The sequence below is a fragment of the Parabacteroides sp. APC149_11_2_Y6 genome, assembly GCF_054506995.1.
Map to the genome: position 1 here is coordinate 287169 of NZ_CP173709.1, position 23900 is coordinate 311068.

17 protein-coding genes are annotated in these 23900 nt (G+C 43.1%); all 17 read left to right on the forward strand.

The window, feature by feature from the left end:
• Position 1: 1 nt before the first annotated feature.
• The 17 genes from ACGE0T_RS01180 (at position 2) to gltA (ending at position 23889) form a co-directional block, all read left to right on the forward strand.
• Positions 2–979: an adenosine kinase gene (locus ACGE0T_RS01180; RefSeq protein WP_459188741.1), complete on the forward strand. Its 978-nt coding sequence runs from the start codon at positions 2–4 to the stop codon at positions 977–979.
• A gap of 54 nt (positions 980–1033) precedes the next feature.
• Positions 1034–2788: a S41 family peptidase gene (locus ACGE0T_RS01185; protein WP_459190392.1), complete on the forward strand. Its 1755-nt coding sequence runs from the start codon at positions 1034–1036 to the stop codon at positions 2786–2788.
• 162 nt (positions 2789–2950) lie between these two features.
• A complete protein-coding gene (locus ACGE0T_RS01190; RefSeq protein ID WP_459188742.1) occupies positions 2951–3754 on the forward strand; it encodes a glycoside hydrolase family 16 protein in 804 nt (267 codons plus the stop codon).
• A 28-nt stretch (positions 3755–3782) separates the two neighbouring features.
• Positions 3783–4685 (forward strand): alkaline phosphatase, encoded by a 903-nt coding sequence (locus ACGE0T_RS01195; RefSeq protein WP_459188743.1) that lies wholly within the window; start codon positions 3783–3785, stop codon positions 4683–4685.
• A gap of 162 nt (positions 4686–4847) precedes the next feature.
• Complete coding sequence (locus ACGE0T_RS01200) at positions 4848–5426, forward strand: RNA polymerase sigma factor (protein ID WP_459188744.1); 579 nt, start codon at positions 4848–4850, stop codon at positions 5424–5426.
• 34 nt (positions 5427–5460) lie between these two features.
• On the forward strand, positions 5461–6714 hold the full coding sequence (locus tag ACGE0T_RS01205; RefSeq protein WP_459188745.1) for a FecR family protein: 1254 nt from the start codon (positions 5461–5463) through the stop codon (positions 6712–6714).
• A gap of 109 nt (positions 6715–6823) precedes the next feature.
• On the forward strand, positions 6824–10072 hold the full coding sequence (locus ACGE0T_RS01210) for a TonB-dependent receptor (RefSeq protein WP_459188746.1): 3249 nt from the start codon (positions 6824–6826) through the stop codon (positions 10070–10072).
• A 21-nt stretch (positions 10073–10093) separates the two neighbouring features.
• Positions 10094–11710 (forward strand): RagB/SusD family nutrient uptake outer membrane protein, encoded by a 1617-nt coding sequence (locus ACGE0T_RS01215; RefSeq protein ID WP_459188747.1) that lies wholly within the window; start codon positions 10094–10096, stop codon positions 11708–11710.
• 117 nt (positions 11711–11827) lie between these two features.
• Complete coding sequence (locus ACGE0T_RS01220; protein ID WP_459188748.1) at positions 11828–15139, forward strand: DUF5107 domain-containing protein; 3312 nt, start codon at positions 11828–11830, stop codon at positions 15137–15139.
• Between the two features lie 250 nt (positions 15140–15389).
• On the forward strand, positions 15390–16757 hold the full coding sequence (locus tag ACGE0T_RS01225) for an alanine/glycine:cation symporter family protein (RefSeq protein WP_459188749.1): 1368 nt from the start codon (positions 15390–15392) through the stop codon (positions 16755–16757).
• Positions 16758–16804: 47 nt separating this feature from the next.
• Complete coding sequence (locus ACGE0T_RS01230; RefSeq protein WP_459188750.1) at positions 16805–17839, forward strand: iron chelate uptake ABC transporter family permease subunit; 1035 nt, start codon at positions 16805–16807, stop codon at positions 17837–17839.
• 8 nt (positions 17840–17847) lie between these two features.
• Positions 17848–18858, forward strand: a complete 1011-nt coding sequence (locus ACGE0T_RS01235) for an ABC transporter ATP-binding protein (RefSeq protein WP_459190393.1) — start codon at positions 17848–17850, stop codon at positions 18856–18858.
• A 3-nt stretch (positions 18859–18861) separates the two neighbouring features.
• Entirely contained in the window at positions 18862–20214 is a 1353-nt protein-coding gene (locus ACGE0T_RS01240; protein WP_459188751.1) for an MATE family efflux transporter, read from the forward strand.
• A 72-nt stretch (positions 20215–20286) separates the two neighbouring features.
• Positions 20287–20856, forward strand: coding sequence for a DUF4251 domain-containing protein (locus ACGE0T_RS01245; protein WP_459188752.1), 570 nt, complete (start codon positions 20287–20289; stop codon positions 20854–20856).
• Between the two features lie 272 nt (positions 20857–21128).
• Entirely contained in the window at positions 21129–21512 is a 384-nt protein-coding gene (locus tag ACGE0T_RS01250; protein WP_459188753.1) for a co-chaperone GroES, read from the forward strand.
• A 92-nt stretch (positions 21513–21604) separates the two neighbouring features.
• Positions 21605–22402, forward strand: a complete 798-nt coding sequence (locus ACGE0T_RS01255) for a sulfide/dihydroorotate dehydrogenase-like FAD/NAD-binding protein (RefSeq protein WP_459188754.1) — start codon at positions 21605–21607, stop codon at positions 22400–22402.
• A 17-nt stretch (positions 22403–22419) separates the two neighbouring features.
• Positions 22420–23889 carry an NADPH-dependent glutamate synthase gene (gltA, locus tag ACGE0T_RS01260; protein ID WP_459188755.1) on the forward strand — a complete coding sequence of 490 codons (1470 nt, stop codon included), beginning with the start codon at positions 22420–22422 and terminating at the stop codon, positions 23887–23889.
• Positions 23890–23900: the final 11 nt, after the last annotated feature.

Here is a 23900-nt window from a genome sequence, read left to right on the forward strand (position 1 = left end):
AATGAATACGATAGGTTTGGGAAATGCTTTGGTAGATGTATTATTAAAGCTGGAAAGCGATGATGTGTTGGCTGAAGTGGGCATAGCAAAGGGGGCAATGGATATGATTAACCGGGACCAGATGGTTACAATCCGTAAGACACAGGAAAATCTGGAACGTAGCCAGGCTCCCGGCGGTTCGGTCTGTAATACGATGCGTGCAATGGCTTGCCTGGGGAGTAAGACCGGCTTTATCGGTAAAATCGGCGATGATACCGTTGGCGAATATTATGAACAGGAATTGAAAAAAGCTGGCGTAACTCCTTATTTCCTGCGGACCGAGGGTATTTCCGGTAGCTGTACCGTATTGATTTCGCCTGATGGCGAACGGACAATGGGTACTTTTCTGGGCCCGGGACCGGATATCACATCCGAAGAAATCAAAGACGAAATCTTGCGTAATTATAACTGTATATATATCGAAGGATATCTTTTAGTGAATGAAGAATTGGTAAAAGGAACTATGCAAAAAGCGAAAAATGCAGGATTGAAAGTGGCTCTGGATTTGTCGAATTTTAATATAGTCAATGCTTTCCATGGATTGTTGGAAGATATTATCCCGAACTATGTGGATATTCTGTTTTCCAATGAAAGCGAGGCGGAAGCCTTTACCGGATTAAAAGCGCAGGATGCCGTTAAAGCACTTTCCGAAAAAGTGGAAATCTCACTGGTTACCCTGGGGAAAGAAGGAGCTTTGGTCGGTAGTAAAGGACAAGTGATTTCAGTTCCTGCCGAGGGGGGAAAACCTGTGGATACGACAGGGGCCGGTGACCATTTTGCAGCCGGATTCCTATACGGGCAGTCTATCGGCGCTACATTGGAACAATCCGCCCGGATAGGTTCGCTTCTTGCCGGTTATATAATAGACGTAGTTGGAGCACAGATTCCGGATGATAAATGGGAACAAATAAAGTTAAAAGTAAATAGTATATTGGCCTGACTTGCGTTTATTATTTTACATTTACACCGCTAATTAACATATTAATTTTATATGATGCAACGAAAAAAGATAATCATCCTGTTTGGTCTGTTGCTGCTGTTTGGTGGCACAATGCCGGGACTGGCTCAGAAGAAAGATAATCGTTTTGAAGTGAGTAAGAACCTTGACATTTTTAACGCTCTGGTTAAGGAGATGGAGATGTTTTACGTCGATTCGATAGATGTGGATAAGACTGTACGCCGCGGAATCGATGCGATGCTTGGTGGTCTGGACCCGTATACGGAATATATTCCGGAGCAGGAGATGGATAAATTGAAATTTATGACAACCGGAGAGTACGGTGGTATCGGTTCTTACATCCGTGAACGTAAAGAAGGGGGTGTTTATATTATAGAACCGTTCGAGGGAATGCCTGCTGCCTTGGCAGGATTGAAGCCCGGCGACCGTATATTGGCAATCGATACGGTAGACGTAAGCAAGAAATCATCGGATGAGGTGAGTGCCCTGCTGAAAGGGGTTCCCAATACGAAGATGGTATTAAAAATACAGCGTCCGTCTGAAAAGAAACCGCGTGAAGTGGAAATGGTCCGGAAACAGATTCTGGAAAACCAGGTGACTTATTACGGGGTTCGTGGTGATGGTATCGGCTATATCTACCTGAAAGGTTTTACCGATAAAAGTGCACAGGAAGTAAAGAATGCTTTTGAAGATTTAAAGAATAATCATCATATCAAGTCTCTGATTCTCGATTTGCGTAACAATGGCGGTGGTTTGCTGGAGAGTGCTACGCAGATTGTCGGCATGTTTGTTCCGAAAGGGAAAGAAGTGGTTTCCACCCGTGGGAAATTTAAACAATGGGACCGTACCTATCGTACACCGAACGAACCGATCGATACGGTTATGCCGATGGCTGTCCTGATTAACGGGAACTCTGCTTCTGCTGCAGAAATCGTATCCGGCTCCTTGCAGGATATGGACCGTGCCATATTGATTGGTGAACGTTCTTTTGGTAAAGGCTTGGTACAGTCTCCGCGTGAGTTGCCTTATAATGGAAGCCTGAAAATTACAATGAGCAAATATTATATTCCCAGCGGACGTTGTATCCAGCAGATTGATTATACTCACCGTAAAGCTGACGGAAGTGTTGCTGCTATCCCTGATAGCCTGACCTCTGTATTTTATACTTCCAAAGGACGTCCGGTACGTGATGGCGGTGGCATACGTCCTGAGTTCGAAGTGGAAGAACCGGATACTCCGACAATGATGTATTATCTGGTAACGGATTTTGTGTTGCTGGATTTTGCAGCCGACTGGGCACAGAAACATAAAACAATCCCTCCGGTGGAAGAATTTTCTATTACCGATGAAGATTTCGAGGCATTTAAGAAATTTGCTAAAGAGAAGAATTTCACTTATGACCGTCAGAGCGAGAAGCTGTTGAAAAATCTGAAAGAAGTGGCTAAGTTTGAAGGGTATTTGGATGCGGATTCAACAATATTCAACTCCTTGCAGGAAAAGTTGACTCCTAATTTGGAGCGTGATTTCGACTTGCATAAGGAACAGATTAAGAAATTAATAGCTTCGGAAATTATTAAACGGTATTATTTCCAGAAAGGCGTTTTGATGGAAAACCTGAAAGACGACAAAGTGCTGGATAAGGCCCTGGAAGTGTTGGGAAACCAGGAATTATATAATAAAACTTTGAGTACTCCGGAAAAGGTGGCTCCAAAGCCTGCAACCGAAGAAAAGAAATCCGGAAAAGGCGGCGACCTTGCCTACCGATATAATCCGTTCGCACTAATCGGATAAGGTATAACTGAAATATTAACGGGCGCAGATTTAAGCAGGTAATATAAGGCCTGCGTAAGTCTGCGCCCGTTAGTGTATTTTCCGCTTGGAAATACAAGCTTTTTTGAAATAAACCTGCTATTACGGTAAATAACATTATTTTTGCAACCAAAATTAATGTCTATGAAAACACAAATATGTCTTGCAGCCACATGCCTCTGTGCCACATTTTTCTTTCTCTGTGGAAGTATCCCGCATCATTTGGAAGCCAAATGGAAACTGGTATGGGAAGATGATTTTAAACAGCAAAAAGGATTCGATACGGCAACATGGTCCAAAATCCCCCGAGGGACGGCAGACTGGCAGAATTTTATGTCCGATAATGATGCATGCTATGATATGAAGAATGGGAACCTTATCCTTCGGGGAATAGTAAACCCGGACCGTTCTTTGGATACTGCTACTTATCTGACCGGAGGGCTTTACACCAACGGCAAACATGCTTTTTATGGCGGGCGTCTGGAAATAAGGGCTAAATTGCAGGGGGCCACCGGTGCCTGGCCTGCTATTTGGTTGCTGCCCTTTGATACGGCGACGTACCATTGGCCTGCCGGAGGTGAGATAGATATTATGGAACGTCTTAATAGAGATAGTATTGCCTATCAGACCGTTCATTCGGGGTATACTTATATTCAAGGAATAAAAGATACCCCTCCTCAGGGAGGTATTGGTTCTATTGACCCGGACGATTTTAACATTTATGCCGTAGAAATGTATCCGGATAGTCTTGTCTTTTTTATCAATAATTTACGTACATTTGCCTATCCTCGTATCAAAACCGATAAAGAAGGACAGTATCCGTTCGATATTCCTTACTATTTGTTAATCGATATGCAGTTGGGTGGTTCTTGGGTCGGTGGCGTTGATTCCACGGATTTACCCGTAGAGATGCAGGTGGACTGGGTCCGCCATTATCAGAAGGATTAATCTATCTATTTACCTATAAAAACATCGTATGAAAACAGGAAAATTTATTTTAATGCTGGCCTTCCTTGTATTATGCACGAGCTCCGGATTTGCCGCTAAAGGAAAAGCAAAGCATGTTGTAATGATTGGTTTGGACGGTTGGGGCGCTTACAGTGTGGAAAAAGCGGATATGCCCAATGTGAAGAAAATGATGGCTGATGGCGCTTATACATTGAAAAAACGTTCGGTGCTTCCCTCTTCAAGTGCTGTAAACTGGGCTTCCATGTATATGGGAGCATGTCCTGAACTTCACGGGTATACGGAATGGGGGTCCCAGACTCCGGATTTACCTTCGCGTGTTTTGGATGAGGACGGTATTTTCCCGACAATCTTCGGTTTGTTACACCGTGCGGATCCGAAAGCTGAAATCGGTTGTATTTATGAATGGAGCGGAATCCGTTATGTTGTGGATACGTTAGCTCTGAATTATGACAAGCATGTAACTGAGAAAAACAATGTTTCCCAGGCTACTGCCCGTTATGCTGTAGATTATATAAAAAGCAAACGCCCTAATTTTGTAAATATCGTATTTGATGAACCGGACCATGTAGGACATTCCGACGGTCATGATACACCGGGCTATTATAATAAACTGAAAGAACTGGACGGATATATCGGCGAAATCGTAGAAGCTGTGAAAGCTGCAGGTATGCTGGACGAAACAATCTTCATTGTAACAGCAGACCATGGTGGAATAAACAAAGGTCATGGCGGCAAGACCATGCAGGAAATGGAAACCCCATTTATTGTTTGCGGTAAAGGCATTAAAAAAGGATATGAGTTCCAGGAAAGCATGATGCAGTTTGACTGTGCTTCCACACTTGCTTATATTTTTGGCTTGCAGCAACCCCAGGTTTGGATCGGACGTCCGATGAAACAAATATTTAAGTAAGTATTCCAAAAGCGAATTGAAACAAAACAATAAACTTCAAGGGGGTGGTTCTATGAACTGCTCCCTTTTGTATTAAAATAGTATAGTTCTTAATGTAATATGAGTAGCATATCCCTTGATTATATTGTATTTTCATAAAATTATCATATTTTTGCACATATATTGGTTGGCGAAAGTGAAATTAAGTGGCAGCAGTTTCTCTCAGGAGATAATGATGCCTATTCTTGGCTTTATACGGTATATGTGCAAAAACTCTTTCAATATGGTCTTCGTTTTACCTCGAACACCGAGATAATCAAAGACTCTATTCAGGAAGTATTTATACAGCTGTATAAATCTCGGGAACATCTTGCTGTTCCCGAGAATGTTTCATTATACTTATTTGTTTCTCTTAAAAATAATTTGATTAAGACCTTATACAAAGAAGCTGCTTATGATTCGTTTGATCCGGAAACCGTGCAATTTTCATTGGATATACCAACGGTTGAGGAGCAGTACATCGATAATGAACAATATGTAAACCAACGAAAAGAAGTAAAGAAAATATTATCCCTCCTGACACCACGCCAAAAAGAAATCATTTATTACAGGTACATACAGGAATTAAGTATGGACGAGATTTGTGTATTGATGGATCTTAATTACCAGTCGGCAGAGAATCTGATTCAACGTTCTCTGAAGAAAGTGAGGAAATCGTATGTTTCCGTGGAACTGTTTTTACTAATTCTGTCGATTTACTGAAATAGGAAATTTTTTTAAAAAAAGTTCTCTTTAAGTGAGTATAAAAAATAAGAAGCCGTCTCCTTATTATAAATATGACTCGCAAGAGATGGATAAAGACTATACAATATATAACGCCGAACAACTGTTGAATGACGATTACTTTCTGGCATCGGAACTGCATCCGGATGAAGAAAGCCGCATTTTCTGGAAGGAACTGGAGAAGGATGCGTCATTTGCTAAAGAGCTGCAAATCGCCCGTTCTTTTTTGAATGATATAAAGAAATCTGAGAATTTAGTATTCCTGTCTTCAGAGGATGTAAAAGATGTGTGGGAACAAATAATGTCGGCAAACAATCAATTTAGTAATAAAAGAAAAAAAATCTCCAAGATACGGACAGTAGTGGCGATTGCTGCTACTGTCCTTTTACTCCTGACTTTTAGTTGGTATTCTTTTTGGCGTGAAGAACCGGGTGTTAATTATGAAGCGATCCTTCATTCGACACCTCAGACAGATAATCCTGCCGGAAATGTCCAGTTGGTATTGTCAGAAAATAAAACCATGTCGATAGACGGAAAAGAGACGACTGTGGAATACCAGAAAGAAGGTGGTGTTTCCGTTAACTCGGAAGATGTGGAAGTTGAGCCGAAAGATGAGGAAGTGCAATCTTTCAATCAATTGATAGTGCCTGTGGGCAAACGTTCGTCGCTATTGCTTGCCGATGGTACGAAAATCTGGGTTAATTCCGGTTCAAAGGTTATTTATCCGGCAAAGTTTGCAGAGAATAAACGGGAGATATTTGTAGAGGGGGAAATTTATTTGGATGTAAGCCATGACGAAGCGAAACCGTTCATTATAAAGACCCGGCAGATGGAAGTACAGGTGTTGGGTACACAATTCGGAGTATCGGCTTATGAGAATGAACCGGACCAGAAAGTCGTACTTGTTCATGGCAAGGTGAATGTTGCCGTAAACGGACAGAAGAGAACCGTATTAAATCCTAATCAAATGTATCTGTATGACAATGGAAGGAAGATTTCTTCTGTAAAAGAGGTGGATGTCAATGATTATGTGGCATGGAAAGACGGTTATTACCAGTTTGACCATGAATTTTTGGGTGTAATACTTAATAAACTTTGCAAATATTATGGAGTCCGTATTTCCTGGGATTCAAAAGTTTCGGAATTGGTTTGCAGTGGTAAATTGGATTTGCGGGATGATATTAATGATGTTTTTGGTATCCTGCAAAAAGCGGCTCCGATAAAAATCGAAAAAGACGACGAGAATATATTTATTGTTAAACATTAAAACCAATCGATTATGGATCCATGAAATTAAAGGGAAAAAACTACTATGTATTCCCTCCATCAGAAGACACAAATATTAAACTAAATTATAAACTTAAATCACTACAAACATGAAAAAGGATTCGAAGTTTAGGCAGAGTAAATCTAAACAAAAAAGGCTTATACGCGCCATTAAAATCTTTTTCTTCTTTGCTTTCATTGTTATTGGAACAAATTTGTCTGCGGAAACAAATTCCCAGACAGTAAGAGATGTATTTAACCGGATTGAGAAAAATAGTGAATACATATTTTTCTATTTGGACAAATCGATAGACTTAAACAGGAAAGTATCTGTTAATACGGAAAACGGAAAGGTTGAGCATATTCTCGATCAGGTTTTTGAAGGAACAAATAATACGTATACGATTTCAAACCGGCAGATTATCATATCTAAAAAAGATGCACCTGCCGTATCTGAACAAAACCAGAAAAAGCTCCGTACGATTTCCGGTTCCGTAAAAGACGATATGGGACCGATTGCCGGGGCTAATATTTTGGTAAAAGGCACTACTCATGGATGTATAACCGATGCAGATGGTAATTTTACTCTGGAAGAAGTGCCGGAAGGGGCTGTTATTCAGGTTTCCTATATTGGTTTTTTACCGCAGGAAATAGCATCCGGCAATCAAGCCTTGTTTAATATCGTTCTGAAAGAAGATAACCAGGCTTTGGATGAAGTGGTAGTGGTTGGTTACGGTGCTGTCCGTAAAGCGGATTTGGCAGGTTCTGTATCAGTTATGGATAGTAAGAGCTTCAAAGACCAGCCGATAACCCAGGTGTCTGATGCTATCCAAGGACGTGTATCCGGTGTACAGGTTGAAAACAGCAGTGTTCCGGGAGGTAATGTGAAAATCCGTATCCGTGGAGCCGGTTCTATCAACCGTAGTAATGATCCGCTTTATGTAATCGACGGAATTGTAAGGGAAAGTGGTCTGACCGGTATCAACCCGGACGATATCCAGTCTATGCAGGTCTTGAAAGATGCTTCTTCCACTGCAATCTACGGTTCAAGAGGTTCGAACGGTGTTGTTTTGATTACAACGAAAACAGGTAAGGTGAATCACCGGGAAATTACTTTCGATGCACAGGTGGGTGTTTCTTCCGTTTATCATAAATATGATATCCTGAGTCCTTATGAATACGCTACGGCTTTAAGAGAAATCAAATTCCCGAATGCATTTACGGAAGAAGAAATGAATGCGTATAAAAACGGGACAGCCGGTATCGATTGGCAGGATGAGATTTTTCGCACAGGCGTGACACAGAACTATAAATTAGCTATTTCTAATGGTAATAAGGATGTTCAGTATTATCTTTCTGCAAACTATATGGGACAGCAGGGCGTTGTAGACGAAACTTCCAACAAACGGTACCAGGTTCGTGCCAATGTTACTTCGGATGTAACGAGCTGGTTGCATGTAACAGCAGATGTTAATGCTTCACATAACCTGCGTAAGGGGAATGATTTCAGTATGGGAAAGGGAAACCCGGTATGGATTGCCCTGAATTATTCGCCGACAATGACTATGATGGACGACCATGGCAATTATACCTGGGACCCGTATAACTCCATTGCCGCCAATCCGAAAGGAAAACTTAAACTGGAAAGTACAGAGTATTTGAATGACGTGGTAAACGGACGGTTGGATTTGCGTTTCAACATTCTGCCGGGCTTGACATTTACTACAACTAACGGTATCGACTATAATGATGAGAAAAATTACTCATTCAGCACGAAAAAGGTGGAAACCGCAAGCGGAATGGGAAATGGCGATACATACCGTTTGATGTTGCAGAGTTCGAATAACCTGACTTATATGGGCAAATGGAATGACCATTCGCTTACGGTAACAGGTGTATATGAAGCAACTTCTACGGAAGGACGCTACCTGTCGATTACGGGTAAAAGCCTGCTGACGGAAAGTGTTGGCTGGTGGGATGTCAATATGGCTACTTCACATCAGTTTGAAAATAAATATTATAAATGGGGCTTGATGTCTGGGGTCGGTCGTGCCATGTATAATTATGCAGACCGTTATATGCTGACTGCCACTTTCCGTGCCGACGGTTCTTCAAAGTTCCAGAACAAAAAGTGGGGATATTTCCCATCCGTAGCTGTTGCCTGGAATTTGGGCAATGAGGCCTTTATGAAAAAACAACAGGTATTCCAGGATGCTAAAATACGCGCCAGCTTCGGTTTGGTGGGTAACCAGGCTATCGACCCGTATGAAACATTAGGTTTGATGAAACGGGTAAGCTATGGCTTTGGCAGCACGAATTATTATACGGGATACTGGAGCGAATCGCTTGCCACTCCTGACCTGACATGGGAAAAAACACGCCAGTTGGATTTAGGTCTCGATGTTTCCCTGTTGAACCGCCGGTTGAGTGTTTCTCTGGACTATTTCTATAAAAAGACGGTGGATGGCTTGTTGCAGAAAACAATCCCTTACTATGACGGAGGCGGCTCTTATTGGGTGAATGCCGGTGAAATCAGTAATAAAGGTTTGGATTTCTCTATTACCGGGCATATTTTCCAGGGTAAAGATTTGAACTGGACGACTACAGTTACAGGTACATATATTAAGAACGAAGTATTGTCTCTGGCTGGTAGCGATTTCCTTTACGGAGCACCTGCCGCACATGGTATGGTTGAAGAAGTGACTATCGTGAAACCGGGAGAACCTATCGGTTCGTTCTATGGCTATGTATGGGAAGGCTTGGATGAAAAAGGAAATAATGTGTATGCCGACCTGAATAACAGTGGTGGTATCGATGCCGGCGACCGTACCGTGATTGGTAAATCAACACCGGATTTTACATTGGGATGGAACAATATGTTGAGCTGGAAGAACTGGGACCTGAATGTATTCTTTACCGGTTCGTTCGGCGCTAAAAAATTGAACCTGACTCGTTTTACGATGGCTTCAATGGTAGGAGACTCCAAGTTTATTACTTTACGTGATGCTTATGTTAATGGATTTGACAAGGTGGGAGCAGGTGCAGAATATGCATCGTTGACCAGCACTGGTAATACGTATCAGCCGGCTTCTACCCAATGGTTGGAAAATGCAAATTATTTCCGTTTGGATAATATCAGTTTGTCATACAACCTGCCGAAGAAGACTGTGAAATTCGCTGATTTGAGATTGACGGTAAGTTGCCAGAACCTGTTCACAATTACGAGCTATAAAGGTTTCGACCCGTCCAGCTCCGCATTTGCAGGCAGTGGAAACAGTGTAGATATAAACAGTGGTGTGGATATAGGTGCTTATCCTACGCCCCGTACCTGGACTTTTGGTGTAAGAATGAATTTTTAAATCTAAAAACGGATGATAAACATGAAAACAAAAATATGGATTGGTTGTACACTGTTGTGCGGCCTGTTAACCACTTCGTGCAGTGATTTCCTGACAGAAGATGCCAAAGGGCAACTTGACCCGAAGAATTATTATTCGTCACAGGAAGAATTGGACATGAATGTATATGCCCTTTATCAGAAAGTGATGAAAACCCAAGGGTATACGAATATGCAGCTTCCCCAATGGATGGGGGATGATATGACTGCCAATCCCGGTAGTAATAAACAGGCTGCTGCCGAGTTCGATGCTTTTGTCCCGGCGGATAATAATAAAGGGGTAACCGAATGCTGGCAACAGCATTATGTATTGATTAAGGCGGCAAACAAAGTAATAGCTTTTGCTGCGGAAACTCCGACTACCCAGGAAGAAATAAATATTGCAGTCGGGCAGGCTAAATATTGGCGTGCATATAGCTATTTTACATTAGTACGGGTATTTGGTCCGCTGCCTTTGCGGTTGGAACCGGCAAACTCTACTGATGATATTGACTATTCGGCTCCGGTAGCAAGTGTGGAAGACGTATATACGCAAATAGTGAAAGACCTGAAGGATGCAGAGACGATTTTGCCAACCGATTATGACAAGGCGCCCCGGAAGATGTTTGGTGCGAATACCTATATTACTCGACAAGCAGCTAAATCGACTTTAGCAGCTGTATATATGGCAATGGCCGGATGGCCTTTGAAGAAAACCGAATATTATGCCGAAGCTGCTGCAAAAGCAAAAGAAGTGATAGACGGAGTAGATGACTATTCTTATGAATATATATTGGAGAAGAATTTCAAAAATGTATATGCGATGAGTACTAACTACACAAACGAGACAGTAGTCGGTATTAACTATGTGGCCGATTATGGTTGGGATCAGGATTCGCAGCTTACTTCATCCAACTTGTTCGAATCGCTTGGCGGTTGGGGCGACGCTTTTGGCGAAATCCGTTTTTGGAAAGATATGCCGGCCGGCCCGCGTAAAGATGCCATTTACAATCCTAAAATTTTGTTAGGCAACAAAGAAGGCGGTAAATTAGTAGATTGGTGGGAAAAAGATGAAAGTGGAACAAACTACATTCCGGAATATCATCCGATGTTCTCTGTGTTTACTGTAGGTGTGGGAAATACGGATTACGATTATACGAAACCTGCCAGCCAGGATATGACTAACGATTCCCGCCACCGCATTATCCGCTATGCGGAAGTATTGTTGTGGTATGCCGAAGCACAGGCACGTGCCGATGGAAAACCGAATACATTGGCTTATCGTTGTATCAATGATGTACGGGAACGTGCTGGTTTGGACCCGTTGCCGGCAGGTATGAGCGGACAGGCTTTTGCGGATGCAGCCCTGATGGAACACGGCTGGGAAGTGGCAGGAAACTGGTGTGCGCTGGTAACCCGTCGGGCTGATCAGATGCGTATGGAACTGTTGCAGAAAACATTTGAAGACAGGAAGAGAAATGAACCGATAGAGGTTGCTCCGGGTGTGATGGTTCAGGAGTCCGTTCTGGTACCTGATAAGGCTACCTGGCAAGGTGAAAAAACGATTTATGCACCTTATCCAGCTATGGATGCTTCTCTGAATCCTAATTTGGTAAGATAAAGAAACAGATGAAAATTATTTCCGGGCTTTGTATCGTCAGAGTCCGGAAATATAAACTATTGAAATTTTTTTGAGGAAAAACTAAACTCTTTCTTTCAATTCTTTAATCATTATGTTATGAAGTGTAAGCTAATACCATTGCTATGTTTGTCCGTAGCTCCTCTTTTCGGGCAACAGGTCCATATGGAAGCCGTACAGGAAAAGATTCCTACCTATCAAATCGGCAATCCTGAAATCAATCCGATCTTTTTTACCGGGCGTGTCTACCAGGGTGCGGAAGGATATATTTACCCTTATCCGCTCTATGATGTATTGACAGAGAATAAAGTGGAACAGGAATATAACGTGTTGAAACTGAATAATCAGTATGTCGATATATCTGTCTTGCCTGAAATCGGCGGACGTATTTTTTCTGCTACGGATAATACGAATAAATATCATTTCTTTTATACCCAGACAGGAGTGAAACCGGCTCTGATCGGTATGTTGGGCGCTTGGTTATCCGGCGGGGTGGAATGGAATATCCCGGACCATCACCGGGCCAGTACGTATATGCCTGTGAACTGGACGATGGAAGAAAACAAGAATGGAAGTAAAACTATTTGGGTCGGGGAAACAGAATTCAGACACCGTCTGAAATGGTCGGTCGGTGTATCCGTCTATCCGAACCGTTCGTGGGTTGAGGCAAAGATAAAAGTAATTAATCCGACATCGATGATCCAGTCTATGTTGTATTGGGCGAATGTTTCGGTTCATTGCAATGACCGGTATCAGGTTATATTCCCGCCGGATGTACAGTTTGGTGCGGATCATCATAAAGTCTATTTTACCGACTGGCCTGAGGGAGAGACAACGGTTGGGGATGGAAAGGTTGAAGATTTATCCTGGTGGAAGAATTTTACAGGAAGTTCCCGTTCCATTTTTGCATGGGGAAGTGAGATGTCATTCCTTGCCGGTTATGATTATGGCGTTGATGCCGGGACGGTGCATGTCGCAAACAGGCATGTTGTTCCCGGAAAGAAATTTTTCCTGTGGGGAAATAATCCGAACGGGGAAATGTGGAATAAAATATTATCGGATAACGACGGGCACTATCTGGAACTGATGGTGGGCGGTTATTCGGACAACCAGCCGGACTATAGCTGGATTAATCCGGGTGAAATCCGGGAATTCAGCCAGATATGGTATCCGATAAAAGGCATTAAAGGCGTGAAGAATGCAACAGTGGATGCGGCAGTCAATTTTGAACCGGCGGGAGAGCATCTTTACCGGGTCGGATACTGTGCAACGACGTTGTATGATAATGCACGTGTTGTGGTAAAATCTAAAGATCGGGTATTGATGGATAAGCGCATTTCCATTGATCCGGATAACTATTTTTTTGAACAGGTTTCTGTTCCTGATATGGAAAAAGCTTCCGATTTATATACTGCTTTATATGATGCACAAGGGAATCTGTTGGTCGATTATAGTCCGGTAGTGTTGGAAGAAAAACCATTACCTGAAGTTATAGAAGGGACAAAACCGGTAAAAGCATATAAAACAAATGAAGAACTGTATCTGGCAGGTCTTCGTGTAGACCAGTTTAACAATGCCCGGTTGGACTATATGGACTTTTATAATGAAGCATTGCTTCGCGATTCAATGGATGCCCGTGTGAATATAGAAGTGGGCAAACATTATATCCGCCAGGGAGAATGGGAGAAAGCCAAACTGCATTTGCTGCGTGCCCAGGCAAGATTATCGCACGATTATACGAGAGTGAAAAATACGGAGGCCCTTTATTATCTGGGTTATTTGTACCGGATGACGGGTGAAAACCGAAAGGCGGAAGATACTTATTGGGCGGCTACCTGGACACCGGAATATAAGCATCGTTCATTCTATGAACTGGCAGTAATGGCCGTCAATGCAAAAGAGTATGTGGGAGCGTTGGACTTGATTACCCAGTCTCTTTATGTGGGAGAACGTGATTTGCAGGCGCTTACCCTGAAGGCTTATATTCTTCGTATGCTGGGAGATAAGGCGCAAGCATTGGAAACAATCGCCTATATCCGGCAGATAGATCCGCTGGATTATTGGAGTGCAGCGGAAAAAAGCTTGCTTACGGCTGGAGATGCCTCTTTCTTGCGTGTGGGCAATAATTATAATAGTAAAGGAATTATCGCTGTACAGGAAATGTTGGAAGTGGCAAGCAACTATATGACAATAGGAGCGGTAAAAGATGCTTTAACCGTATTGGATGAGGCGATTTCTATCAGTGAACCTTATGCCGGATATCCGTTAGTCTATTATTATAAAGCGGCTAATTTGCTTAAGTCCGGTGATAAAGAAGGTGCGTTAACTTGTATCGGGCAGGCTCAAAAATTATCCCCGCTGGACAACTATCCGTTCCGGTTGGAGGAAATAGGGCTGTTCAGGTCTATATTGGAAGCAAAGCCGGATGATTCGTTTGCCTGTTATTATTTAGGAAACCTGTTGTATTATCTGGGACAGAAAGAAAACGGACTGGATATGTGGGTGAAATCAGTCGAGCTGAATCCTTCCTTTTCTATTGCCTGCCGCAATGCAGGGTTTGGTTATGGACGTACCGGTGACTTGGATAAAGCAATGAAATATTATGATATGGCCATAAAGGCAAATCCCGAAGATGCGCTTCTGCTTACAGAATCTGATAAAATCTATGAACAGGCAAATATACCTGAAACCCAGCGGCTGAAACGGTTGGAGACTCACCTGAAAACGGTTATGAAACATGATGATGCCGTTATGCGTTTGCTTACTTTATACAATATAGCCGGACAATATGATAAAGCTATCCGCATAATGGATAAACGTCATTTCCATTTATGGGAAGGTGGTGGACAAATACATGACATTTATGCGGATTCTCATTTACTGAAAGGCATTCGCCTGTTGGATAAAAAGAAATATAAGGAAGCAATCATTGAATTTGATTTGGCAAACCAGTATCCTGTAAATCTGGAAGTTGCTCCTTCTCGTTGGGGCGGATATGAAGCGAAGGTTTATTATTTGTCCGGAATTGCTTATCAGGCATTAGAACAGCAAGATAAAGCGGAGGAATGTTTTAAGATGTCGGTTGCCGGCAATACACATGATAATCTGGGGGATTTAAATTATTATAAAGTTAAATCGCTGCGAAAATTGAATAATATTAATGAGGCGGATAAGGTTTTGGCGGATATGCAGGATAAATTAAAGCATGTACAGCAAAATCTGATGGATTCGTATGCAAAATTCGGTGAAGCCAATCAGAATGTGCAACAAAGTAATGTGGCTTATTATAGTGGTTTAATTCAATTATTAAAAGGGGATGAGTCTGCTGCTGGAAAAGATTTCCGACAAGCTGTAGGACTTTATCCCGGTAATATATGGGCTAAGACAATGAACAGGGATACGGTTTATTGAATCCTATTTTATACAGGCATATCATAAATATTTAGTATGTTTTGCATCATTCATACGTTTGTGATATGCCTGTTTTTTATTTTTATTCTTAATTTGTGACGGAGGTTTATTTTTAACAATAATAATGTTATCATTTTATTTAATTCTCTTATATTTGCGAATGACCTTAGATATAAGACCGATTCGTCTTCGATGAATCGTCGGAATTATACCCTTAGAGAAAGATAACCCTTTAATTAATGAATTTATTATGGAAATAAAAGAAATCTTTCAAAGTATCAGTAACTTTGTTTGGGGACCGCCATTACTTATCCTACTTGTCGGAACAGGAATTTATCTGACATTCAAATTAAGATTACTTCAAATTTTCAGGTTGCCGATGGCATTTAAATTTGTCTTTGGTAAAGATGAAGAGGAACAGGACGCTTCCGTTCAGGGAGATGTTTCCAATTATGGAGCTTTGTGTACGGCTCTATCGGCATCGATAGGAACGGGCAATATCGTAGGAGTGGCTACGGCTGTCCATACGGGAGGACCCGGGGCTTTGTTCTGGATGTGGCTTGCCGCTTTCTTCGGTATGGCTACAAAGTATGCCGAAGGTGTACTGGCGATTAAATATAGAGAGGTGGATGCAAACAACCAGATGGCGGGAGGTCCGATGTATTATATACAAAACGGGCTGGGTATGAAATGGTTGGCGAAACTTTTTGCGTTATTTGGTGTCGGTGTTGCCTTTTTCGGCATTGGGACTTTCGGACAGGTTAAATCCATATCGGATGCTACGACTATTTTGTTTAATGTGCCGGTAGCTATAACTGCTGTTGTAGTAACCATCCTTGTGGCATTGGTTACATTGGGAGGAATAAAAAGGATTTCGAGCGTGGCGGAAAAAATCGTGCCGACGATGGTGGTGCTTTATCTGCTGGTTGTTTTGCTTGTGTTGATAAACCGATCGGAAAAAATTATCCCGGCGATATTGCTGATCGTAGAGAGTGCTTTTGCGCCCAAAGCCGTTTTAGGCGGGGCTGCCGGTGTGACGATTCTGGTTGCGATACAAATGGGAGTAGGCAGAGGTATCTTTTCCAATGAAGCCGGTTTGGGCAGTTCACCGATTGCAGCAGCGGCGGCAAAGACAAAGTCACCGGTTAAACAAGGGCTGATATCGATGACCGGAACGTTCTTTACCATGTTGGTATGTACGGTTATAGGACTTACAATTGTACTGACAGGAAGCTATGGAGGGCATCAGGAAGGTGCGGCAATGACCACAGTTGCATTTGAAAGGGGACTTCCGATCCCTGTGTTAGGAAAATATGTAGTTAATATCGGATTGATCTTTTTTGCCTTTACTACCATATTGGGTTGGAATTATTATGGCGAAAAATGTATGGAATACCTGATGGGCATAAAATCCATAAAGCCTTACCGGGTTATTTTTATATCTCTTGTTGCTGTCGGTTCGTTTTTACCTTTAGGTCTTATTTTTATTATTGCGGATATCGTAAACGGGTTGATGGCCATCCCTAACCTGATAGGTATTATCGGATTAAGAAAGGAAGTTGTTGACGAAACAAGGAAATTCTTCATAGCGGAAAAAGAAAAGAAAAAGAAGAAGTGAATACCTGCCAATCGGTTTGGAGCGGATAAAAGCATTATATTTGCGCTATGAATAAGCAAGCCTTGTTATTTTATCCGCTTTTGATTTTTATCCTTTTGGTTTTATTTGCAGGAGGGCTGGTGTACGGTGCCGTATCGATACCGTTTGAGAGTGTGTGGAATATTTTGCTGGGGCAGGGGAACGAACGGCTGGCATGGCAGAATATCGTGTTACAATCCCGTTTTCCGCAAGCTGTGACGGCTTTACTTGCCGGGGCTTCATTGGCTGTGAGCGGGTTGCTTTTGCAGACCTTGTTCCGGAACCCGCTTGCCGGTCCGTCTATTCTGGGGATAAGTGATGGGGCAAACCTGGGGGTTGCTGCTATCCTGCTTTACTTCGGCGGTTCGATGAGCTTGGTAACGGACTGGCCGCTGAGTGGATATGTGGCTGTTATACTGGCGGCCTTTATCGGTGCCGGTTGTATTCTGGGGTTGATTATCTATTTCTCATCTAAAGTGAAGAGTAATGTGATGCTCCTGATTATCGGTATCATGATAGGATACCTGGCCTCTTCATTGATTTCCATTCTGAATTATTATGCTTCGACAGATAAGGTACATGCTTTCGTTATGTGGGGGTTGGGTAACTTCTCGGGGGTATCCATCCAGCAACTTCCCTATTTCGGTATATTTACATTGGTAGGATTGCTTTTAGCTATTTTGCTGATAAAACCATTGAATGCCTTATTGCTGGGAGAGATGTATGCGGCAAACCTGGGTATCAAAATCAAGCAGACACGTATATTGATTTTGTTTTGCACAGGGCTGCTTACTGCTACGACAACGGCATTTTGCGGGCCGATATCCTTTATCGGGCTTGCCGTACCTCATATTGCCCGGTTGATGTTGGGTTCTTCCAATCATAAAATGCTGGTTCCGGTTACTTTATTGACAGGCTCTTGTATTGCATTGCTTTGTAATCTGATAATGGTACTTCCCGGAACAAATAATATTCTGCCTCTGAATGCCGTAACCCCGATGCTGGGTGCTCCTGTGATAATTTATGTGATTGTGAACCGTAAGAATATCCAATATTTTGATTGAACGCTATGATGAATAACAGTCCTGTGATAGAAACAAAGCAGCTAAGTATCGGATATCTGTTGAAAGGAGGTAAACGGAAAGTGATACATGAAGCACTGGATTTGCAGTTGTTTGCCGGAGAAGTGACTTGCTTGCTCGGATTAAACGGAGCGGGAAAATCCACTTTGCTACGGACACTATGCGGTTTCCAGCCACCTTTGGGGGGAGAAATACGTTTGATGGGCAAACCGCTGGATTCGTATTCCCAATACAACTTTTCACTGACCGTAGGGGTTGTATTGACGGAAAAGACAAATGCAGGCGGTATAACAGTCTACGACCTGGTTTCCCTGGGGCGTCATCCATATACGGGATTTTTCGGTCAACTGAAAGCGCACGACCGGGAAATCATCGAACAATCGCTGGAGGCAGCCGGTATTGCCCATAAATCACAAAACTATGTATCGGAGTTGAGTGATGGAGAACGCCAGAAAGCGATGATTGCAAAGGTATTGGCACAGCAGTGCCCGATTATCCTGCTGGATGAACCTACGGCTTTCCTGGATGTGACAAGCCGTATTGAAACGATGGTTTTGTTGCATAAACTTGCGGTAGAACAAAATAAGGCAATTTTGCTGTCGACCCACGATTTGGACCTGGCTCTTCAGATGGGGGATTGTTTGTGGTTACAGGAAAAAGGGCATCCCATGTCGTCCGGAACCCCGGAAGATTTAATTATGAACGGAGCTTTTGAAACATTCTTTAGCCGGGACGGGATTGTTTTCGACCCGTCAACCGGGAAATTAAATACACAGGCGCCGGTTTCTCCCATAGGAGTGGAAGGTGATTTCCTGGTTTCTTACTGGGTGGGCAATGCACTTATCCGGAACGGTTTCAGACCTTCTCCGGTAAAAGAAGGGCAGATGAATATAAATTGCCGTTCTGCACATCAACTGGTTATGACTATGCCGGATTCCGCAACGAAAACGTTTACGGACGTGGCAGGGCTTATAAAAGAAATGAAGAATATACGATTATAGATTATGACGAGTGAAATTACCAAAAGGCTGGAATATGAAAAGGTGAGTTCTCTGTTGTTGCATTATGCGATACCGGCTGTAGTCGGTACGATGGTAAATGCATTATACAATATAGTGGACCGTATTTTTATCGGGCAAGGGGTAGGTCCCCTGGCGATGGCGGGGCTTACCCTGACATTTCCCATCTTGTTGTTTTTGCAGGCATTCGGTATGTTGGTCGGGGCAGGTGCGGCTACACGTGTCTCTATCCATTTGGGACGTAAAGCGAATGACATGGCGGAGAAAGTGCTGGGTAATGCCTTGACGCTGACTTTTATTATCTCTGCCTTGACGATAATCCCCAGTATGCTGTTCTTGAAAGAACTGTTGACTTGGTTTGGCGGGAGTGAGCAAACGATACCCTATGCGGAAGAATATTTGTATATTGCCATACCCGGAAACCTGCTGGCTTCATTGAGTTTCGGTTTCAATGCAGTGATGCGTGCATCCGGTTATCCGAAGAAAGCCATGATTACGATGATGATAGGCGCGGTGATAAATGTTATCCTCGACCCTATCTTTATCTTCTGGTTCGATATGGGGATACAGGGAGCGGCTATTGCAACAGTGATTTCAATGGCTGTCAGTGCCGTTTATGTGATGAGCCATTTCCTGAACAAAGAGAGTATAGTCCGTTTCCATGTTAAATATTTCAAACCGGAATCTGCTGTCATATGGAATATCCTGACGATAGGTGTTTCGCCTTTTGCAATGCAGTTGGCGGGTAGTGCGGTTACTATCATCCAGAATCATGCATTGAAGAAATATGGAGGCGATATGGCTATCGGGGCGAATGGGATTATTACCAGTGTGGGAATGCTGCTGGTCATGCTGATTATCGGTATTGCCCAGGGAATGCAGCCGATTGTTGGTTTCAACTACGGGGCGGGGCTTTATAAACGTGTACAGGAGACGTTGAGGCTGGTTATTATTACTTCTACGATTATTACGGGAGCCGGATGTTTGGCGAGCTGGTTGTTTCCCGGTATCATTGTACGGGCGTTTACGAATGACCCCGAATTGATGGCGGTTTCGGAGAATGGTTTGCGGTTGACTTTGGCAGCTTTCTTTGTTGTAGGTTCCCAGATTTCCATCAGCCAGTTTTTCCAGAGTATCGGTATTGCCTGGAAAGCGATGTTTTTGAGCCTGAGCCGCCAGGTATTGTTCCTTATTCCGGCAATTTTGTTCCTGCCGGATCTCTGGCAGTTAGACGGGGTTTGGTTTGCTTCTCCTTTTTCGGATTTTATAGCGGCTATGACAGCCTGGCTATTTTTATGGCACCATGTTAAAAACATGAAAAGGAAGATGTTAAATTGAACCTTTTACTTTACTGATTGTCTACTATATGTAACGTCAATAGATTAGTTATAACTAAAAGAATCAAGATGTATGAAAAAAGTAGTTTTATTATTATTGACTGTCCTGGCATTTAGTTCATGCGCAACGACAGCAGAGCAGCAGAAGCAGAGAGATGCTCAAAAAGCAGCACGAGAAGCACAACAAGCGGCAGATGAAGCAGAAGAAATGGCATTGTTTGAGCAGGGTGTTCAGGCATTAAAGGATAGAGATTTCGTATTGGAGGCTGACAGGGTTGAATTTAAGCGGGGTAGTTTCGTTTATGTCACTCCAAGCACGAACTTCGTATCTATGAAAGGCGACAGGGCAACTATCCAGTTGGCTTTCAACGGCCCGTATTCAGGTCCTAACGGTATTGGCGGTATTACTGTAGAAGGCAGTGCTTCCAATGTAGAAATGAAAACCGATAAAAAAGGAAATATTACAATGAACATGATGGTTCAGGGAGTTGCTGTTTCAGCAAGTGTTTCTATCCGCATGGTGAAAGGTTCCAACAAATGTACGGCAACGGTAAATCCGAACTTCAATAGCGAACGCGTATCGTTTACCGGTAACCTGTACCCTTCAGACCAGTCGAATATCTTTAAGGGACGTGCATTGTAATTGAGAATAGAATATTAGGAAAGAAGGGGTTGTCCATAGACGGGCAATCCCTTTTTCTTTTTCAATTCCCGTGCGGTAGGTCGAACAGTACTGTTGCGATACCCGCACTAACTCTATTGCGGCACCTGCAACAGCCCTGTTGCAGGTATTGCATTAGTATGGCACATCAGATAGACGAAACCTTTCATTGAAGTTCTCTTTGGAGATAAACAGGTTCTGAATCTTCTTTTGTATCTTTGTTCGCTGTTAGAAATATTATAACCAATATTATTATGCAATTATCAATAGAACAGAAAGATATCGATAAGTTTCTTATGGTGGGTGATAAGGTGCTTATAAAACCGAAGAATCCACAAAGTCAGACCAAATCAGGACTTTATCTTCCTCCTACGGTGCAGCAAGACAAAATTCAGAGCGGATACATCATTAAGGTCGGTCCCGGGTTTCCTCTTCCTTCCCAAGCAGAAGAACATGAGGCATGGGAAAAGAAAAATAATGAAGAGGTTCATTATTTGCCATTACAGGCACACGAAGGCGATCTTGCTGTTTTTTTGCAAAATTCGGCTTATGAGATAAATTTTAATGAAGAGAAGTATCTTATTGTTCCACATTCTGCTTTGTTGATGTTAATTAGAGATGAAGGATTGTTCGAATAAGGCCTTTTTCTCTGGCAAAACAGCAGCGAACTCGCTTTTTTGATATACTTTTGCACCGAACACAGAAGATAAACTATCAATAGTCGATTATAATGAATAAAATTGTAAGTAAAGAAAATTTCTCTGCCAATGTGGTGAAACTGGAGGTTGAAGCCCCTTTGATAGCCCGTTCACGAAAGGCAGGACACTTTGTTATCGTAAAGGTAGGTGAGAAAGGGGAACGTATCCCGCTTACTATTGCCGGAGCCGATACGGTAAAAGGAACCATTACATTGGTTATCCAGGCTGTGGGCGGTTCATCTAAGAAGATTTGTGAACTGAACGTAGGCGATTATATTACAGACCTGGTAGGTCCTCTCGGACAGGCTACCCATATAGAAAAAGTGGGTACCGTAGTGTGTGCTGGCGGAGGTGTAGGTGTAGCTCCGCTTCTTCCTATTGTAGAAGCTTTCCATAAAGCGGGAAACCGGGTCATTGTGGTTTTGGCAGCCCGTACGAAAGATTTGGTTATCCTGGAAGAACAGATGCGCGCCAATTCCGATGAGGTGATTGTGATGACGGATGACGGTTCTTATGGTACGAAGGGATTGGTAACTAACGGTGTGGAAAGTGTTATCAACCGTGAGAAAGTGGACCTTTGTGTGACTATCGGACCGGCGATTATGATGAAATTTGTTTCGGCGCTGACTAAAAAATACGAAATACCGACTGTTGCCTCTCTGAATACGATTATGGTGGACGGAACCGGTATGTGTGGCGCTTGCCGTATTACGGTGGGTGGAAAGACGAAGTTCGTTTGTGTGGATGGTCCTGAATTTGATGCTCATCAGGTCGATTTCGACGAGATGTTGATGCGTTTGGGTGCTTATAAAGATATGGAAAAGAAGTAATAAAGCTATTGGAAAAAATGACAGCAGAAGAATTAATAGCAGCCCGTCGTGCCGAACCGTGGAGAGAAGCACTTCGGAAAAGCAAAAAAAATAAAGAACGTGCGGATATTCCCCGTGTTGAGATGAATGAATTGGATGCGGAGTATCGCAGCCATACACGTCTGGAAGAAGTGAACCTTGGGTTGACAAAGGAACAGGCGATGCAGGAAGCACAACGTTGCCTGGATTGTCCGAATCCGACATGTATGCAAGGATGCCCGGTAAGTATCAGTATCCCTACATTTGTTAAGAATATTGAGCGCGGAGAGTTTCTGGAAGCTGCACGCGTATTGAAAGAAACCAGTGCACTGCCTGCTGTTTGCGGTCGTGTATGTCCTCAGGAAAAACAGTGTGAGAGCAAGTGTATTCATTTGAAGATGGGTAAGCCTGCTGTTGCCATTGGTTATCTGGAACGTTTTGCAGCCGATTATGAACGGGAAAGTGGCAGTATTTCCATACCGGAAGTGGCTGAAAAGAATGGAATCAAGATTGCGGTTGTCGGTTCGGGGCCTGCCGGTCTTTCGTTTGCCGGGGACATGGCTAAGAGAGGGTACGATGTAACTGTTTTCGAGGCTTTACACGAAATAGGTGGCGTATTGAAATATGGCATTCCTGAATTCCGTCTGCCGAATAAGATTGTGGATGTCGAAATCGAAGGGCTTCGCAAGATGGGTGTGAAGTTTATTACCAACTGTATCGTTGGTAAGACTATCAGCCACGAAGATTTGCATGAAGATGGATTTAAAGGCATTTTTGCTGCCAGTGGAGCCGGTCTTCCCAACTTTATGAATATTCCGGGGGAAAACCTGATTGGTGTGATGTCTTCCAATGAATATCTGACTCGTGTCAACTTGATGGATGCAGCTAATCCTGAGAGTGATACACCGGTACTGCAGGGCAAGAAGGTGGCAGTAATCGGAGGGGGTAATACCGCAATGGACTCTGTACGTACGGCACGCCGTTTGGGAGCCGAACGTGCCATGATTATTTACCGCCGTAGCGAAGAAGAAATGCCGGCACGTCTGGAAGAAGTGAAGCATGCAAAGGAAGAAGGCATAGAATTTTTGACTCTGCATAATCCGATTGAATATATCGGTGACGAACGTGGACGTGTAAAGCAGGCCCGTTTGCAAAAAATGGAACTGGGAGAACCGGATGCTTCCGGCCGTCGTCGTCCTGTTGCTATCGAAGGTGCAATAGAGACTGTGGATGTGGATGAAGTGATTGTGAGCGTGGGTGTTTCACCTAACCCGCTTATTCCGCGTGCTTTCCAGGGATTGGAAGTGAGCAAATGGGGTACGATTGTTGTCGACCAGGATACCATGCGTTCGGCTTTGCCGGATGTATATGCCGGTGGTGATATTGTGCGTGGCGGGGCTACCGTAATCCTGGCTATGGGTGACGGTCGTAAAGCTGCTGCTGCCATGAATGAAGCATTACAAGCGTAAATTCTATATCC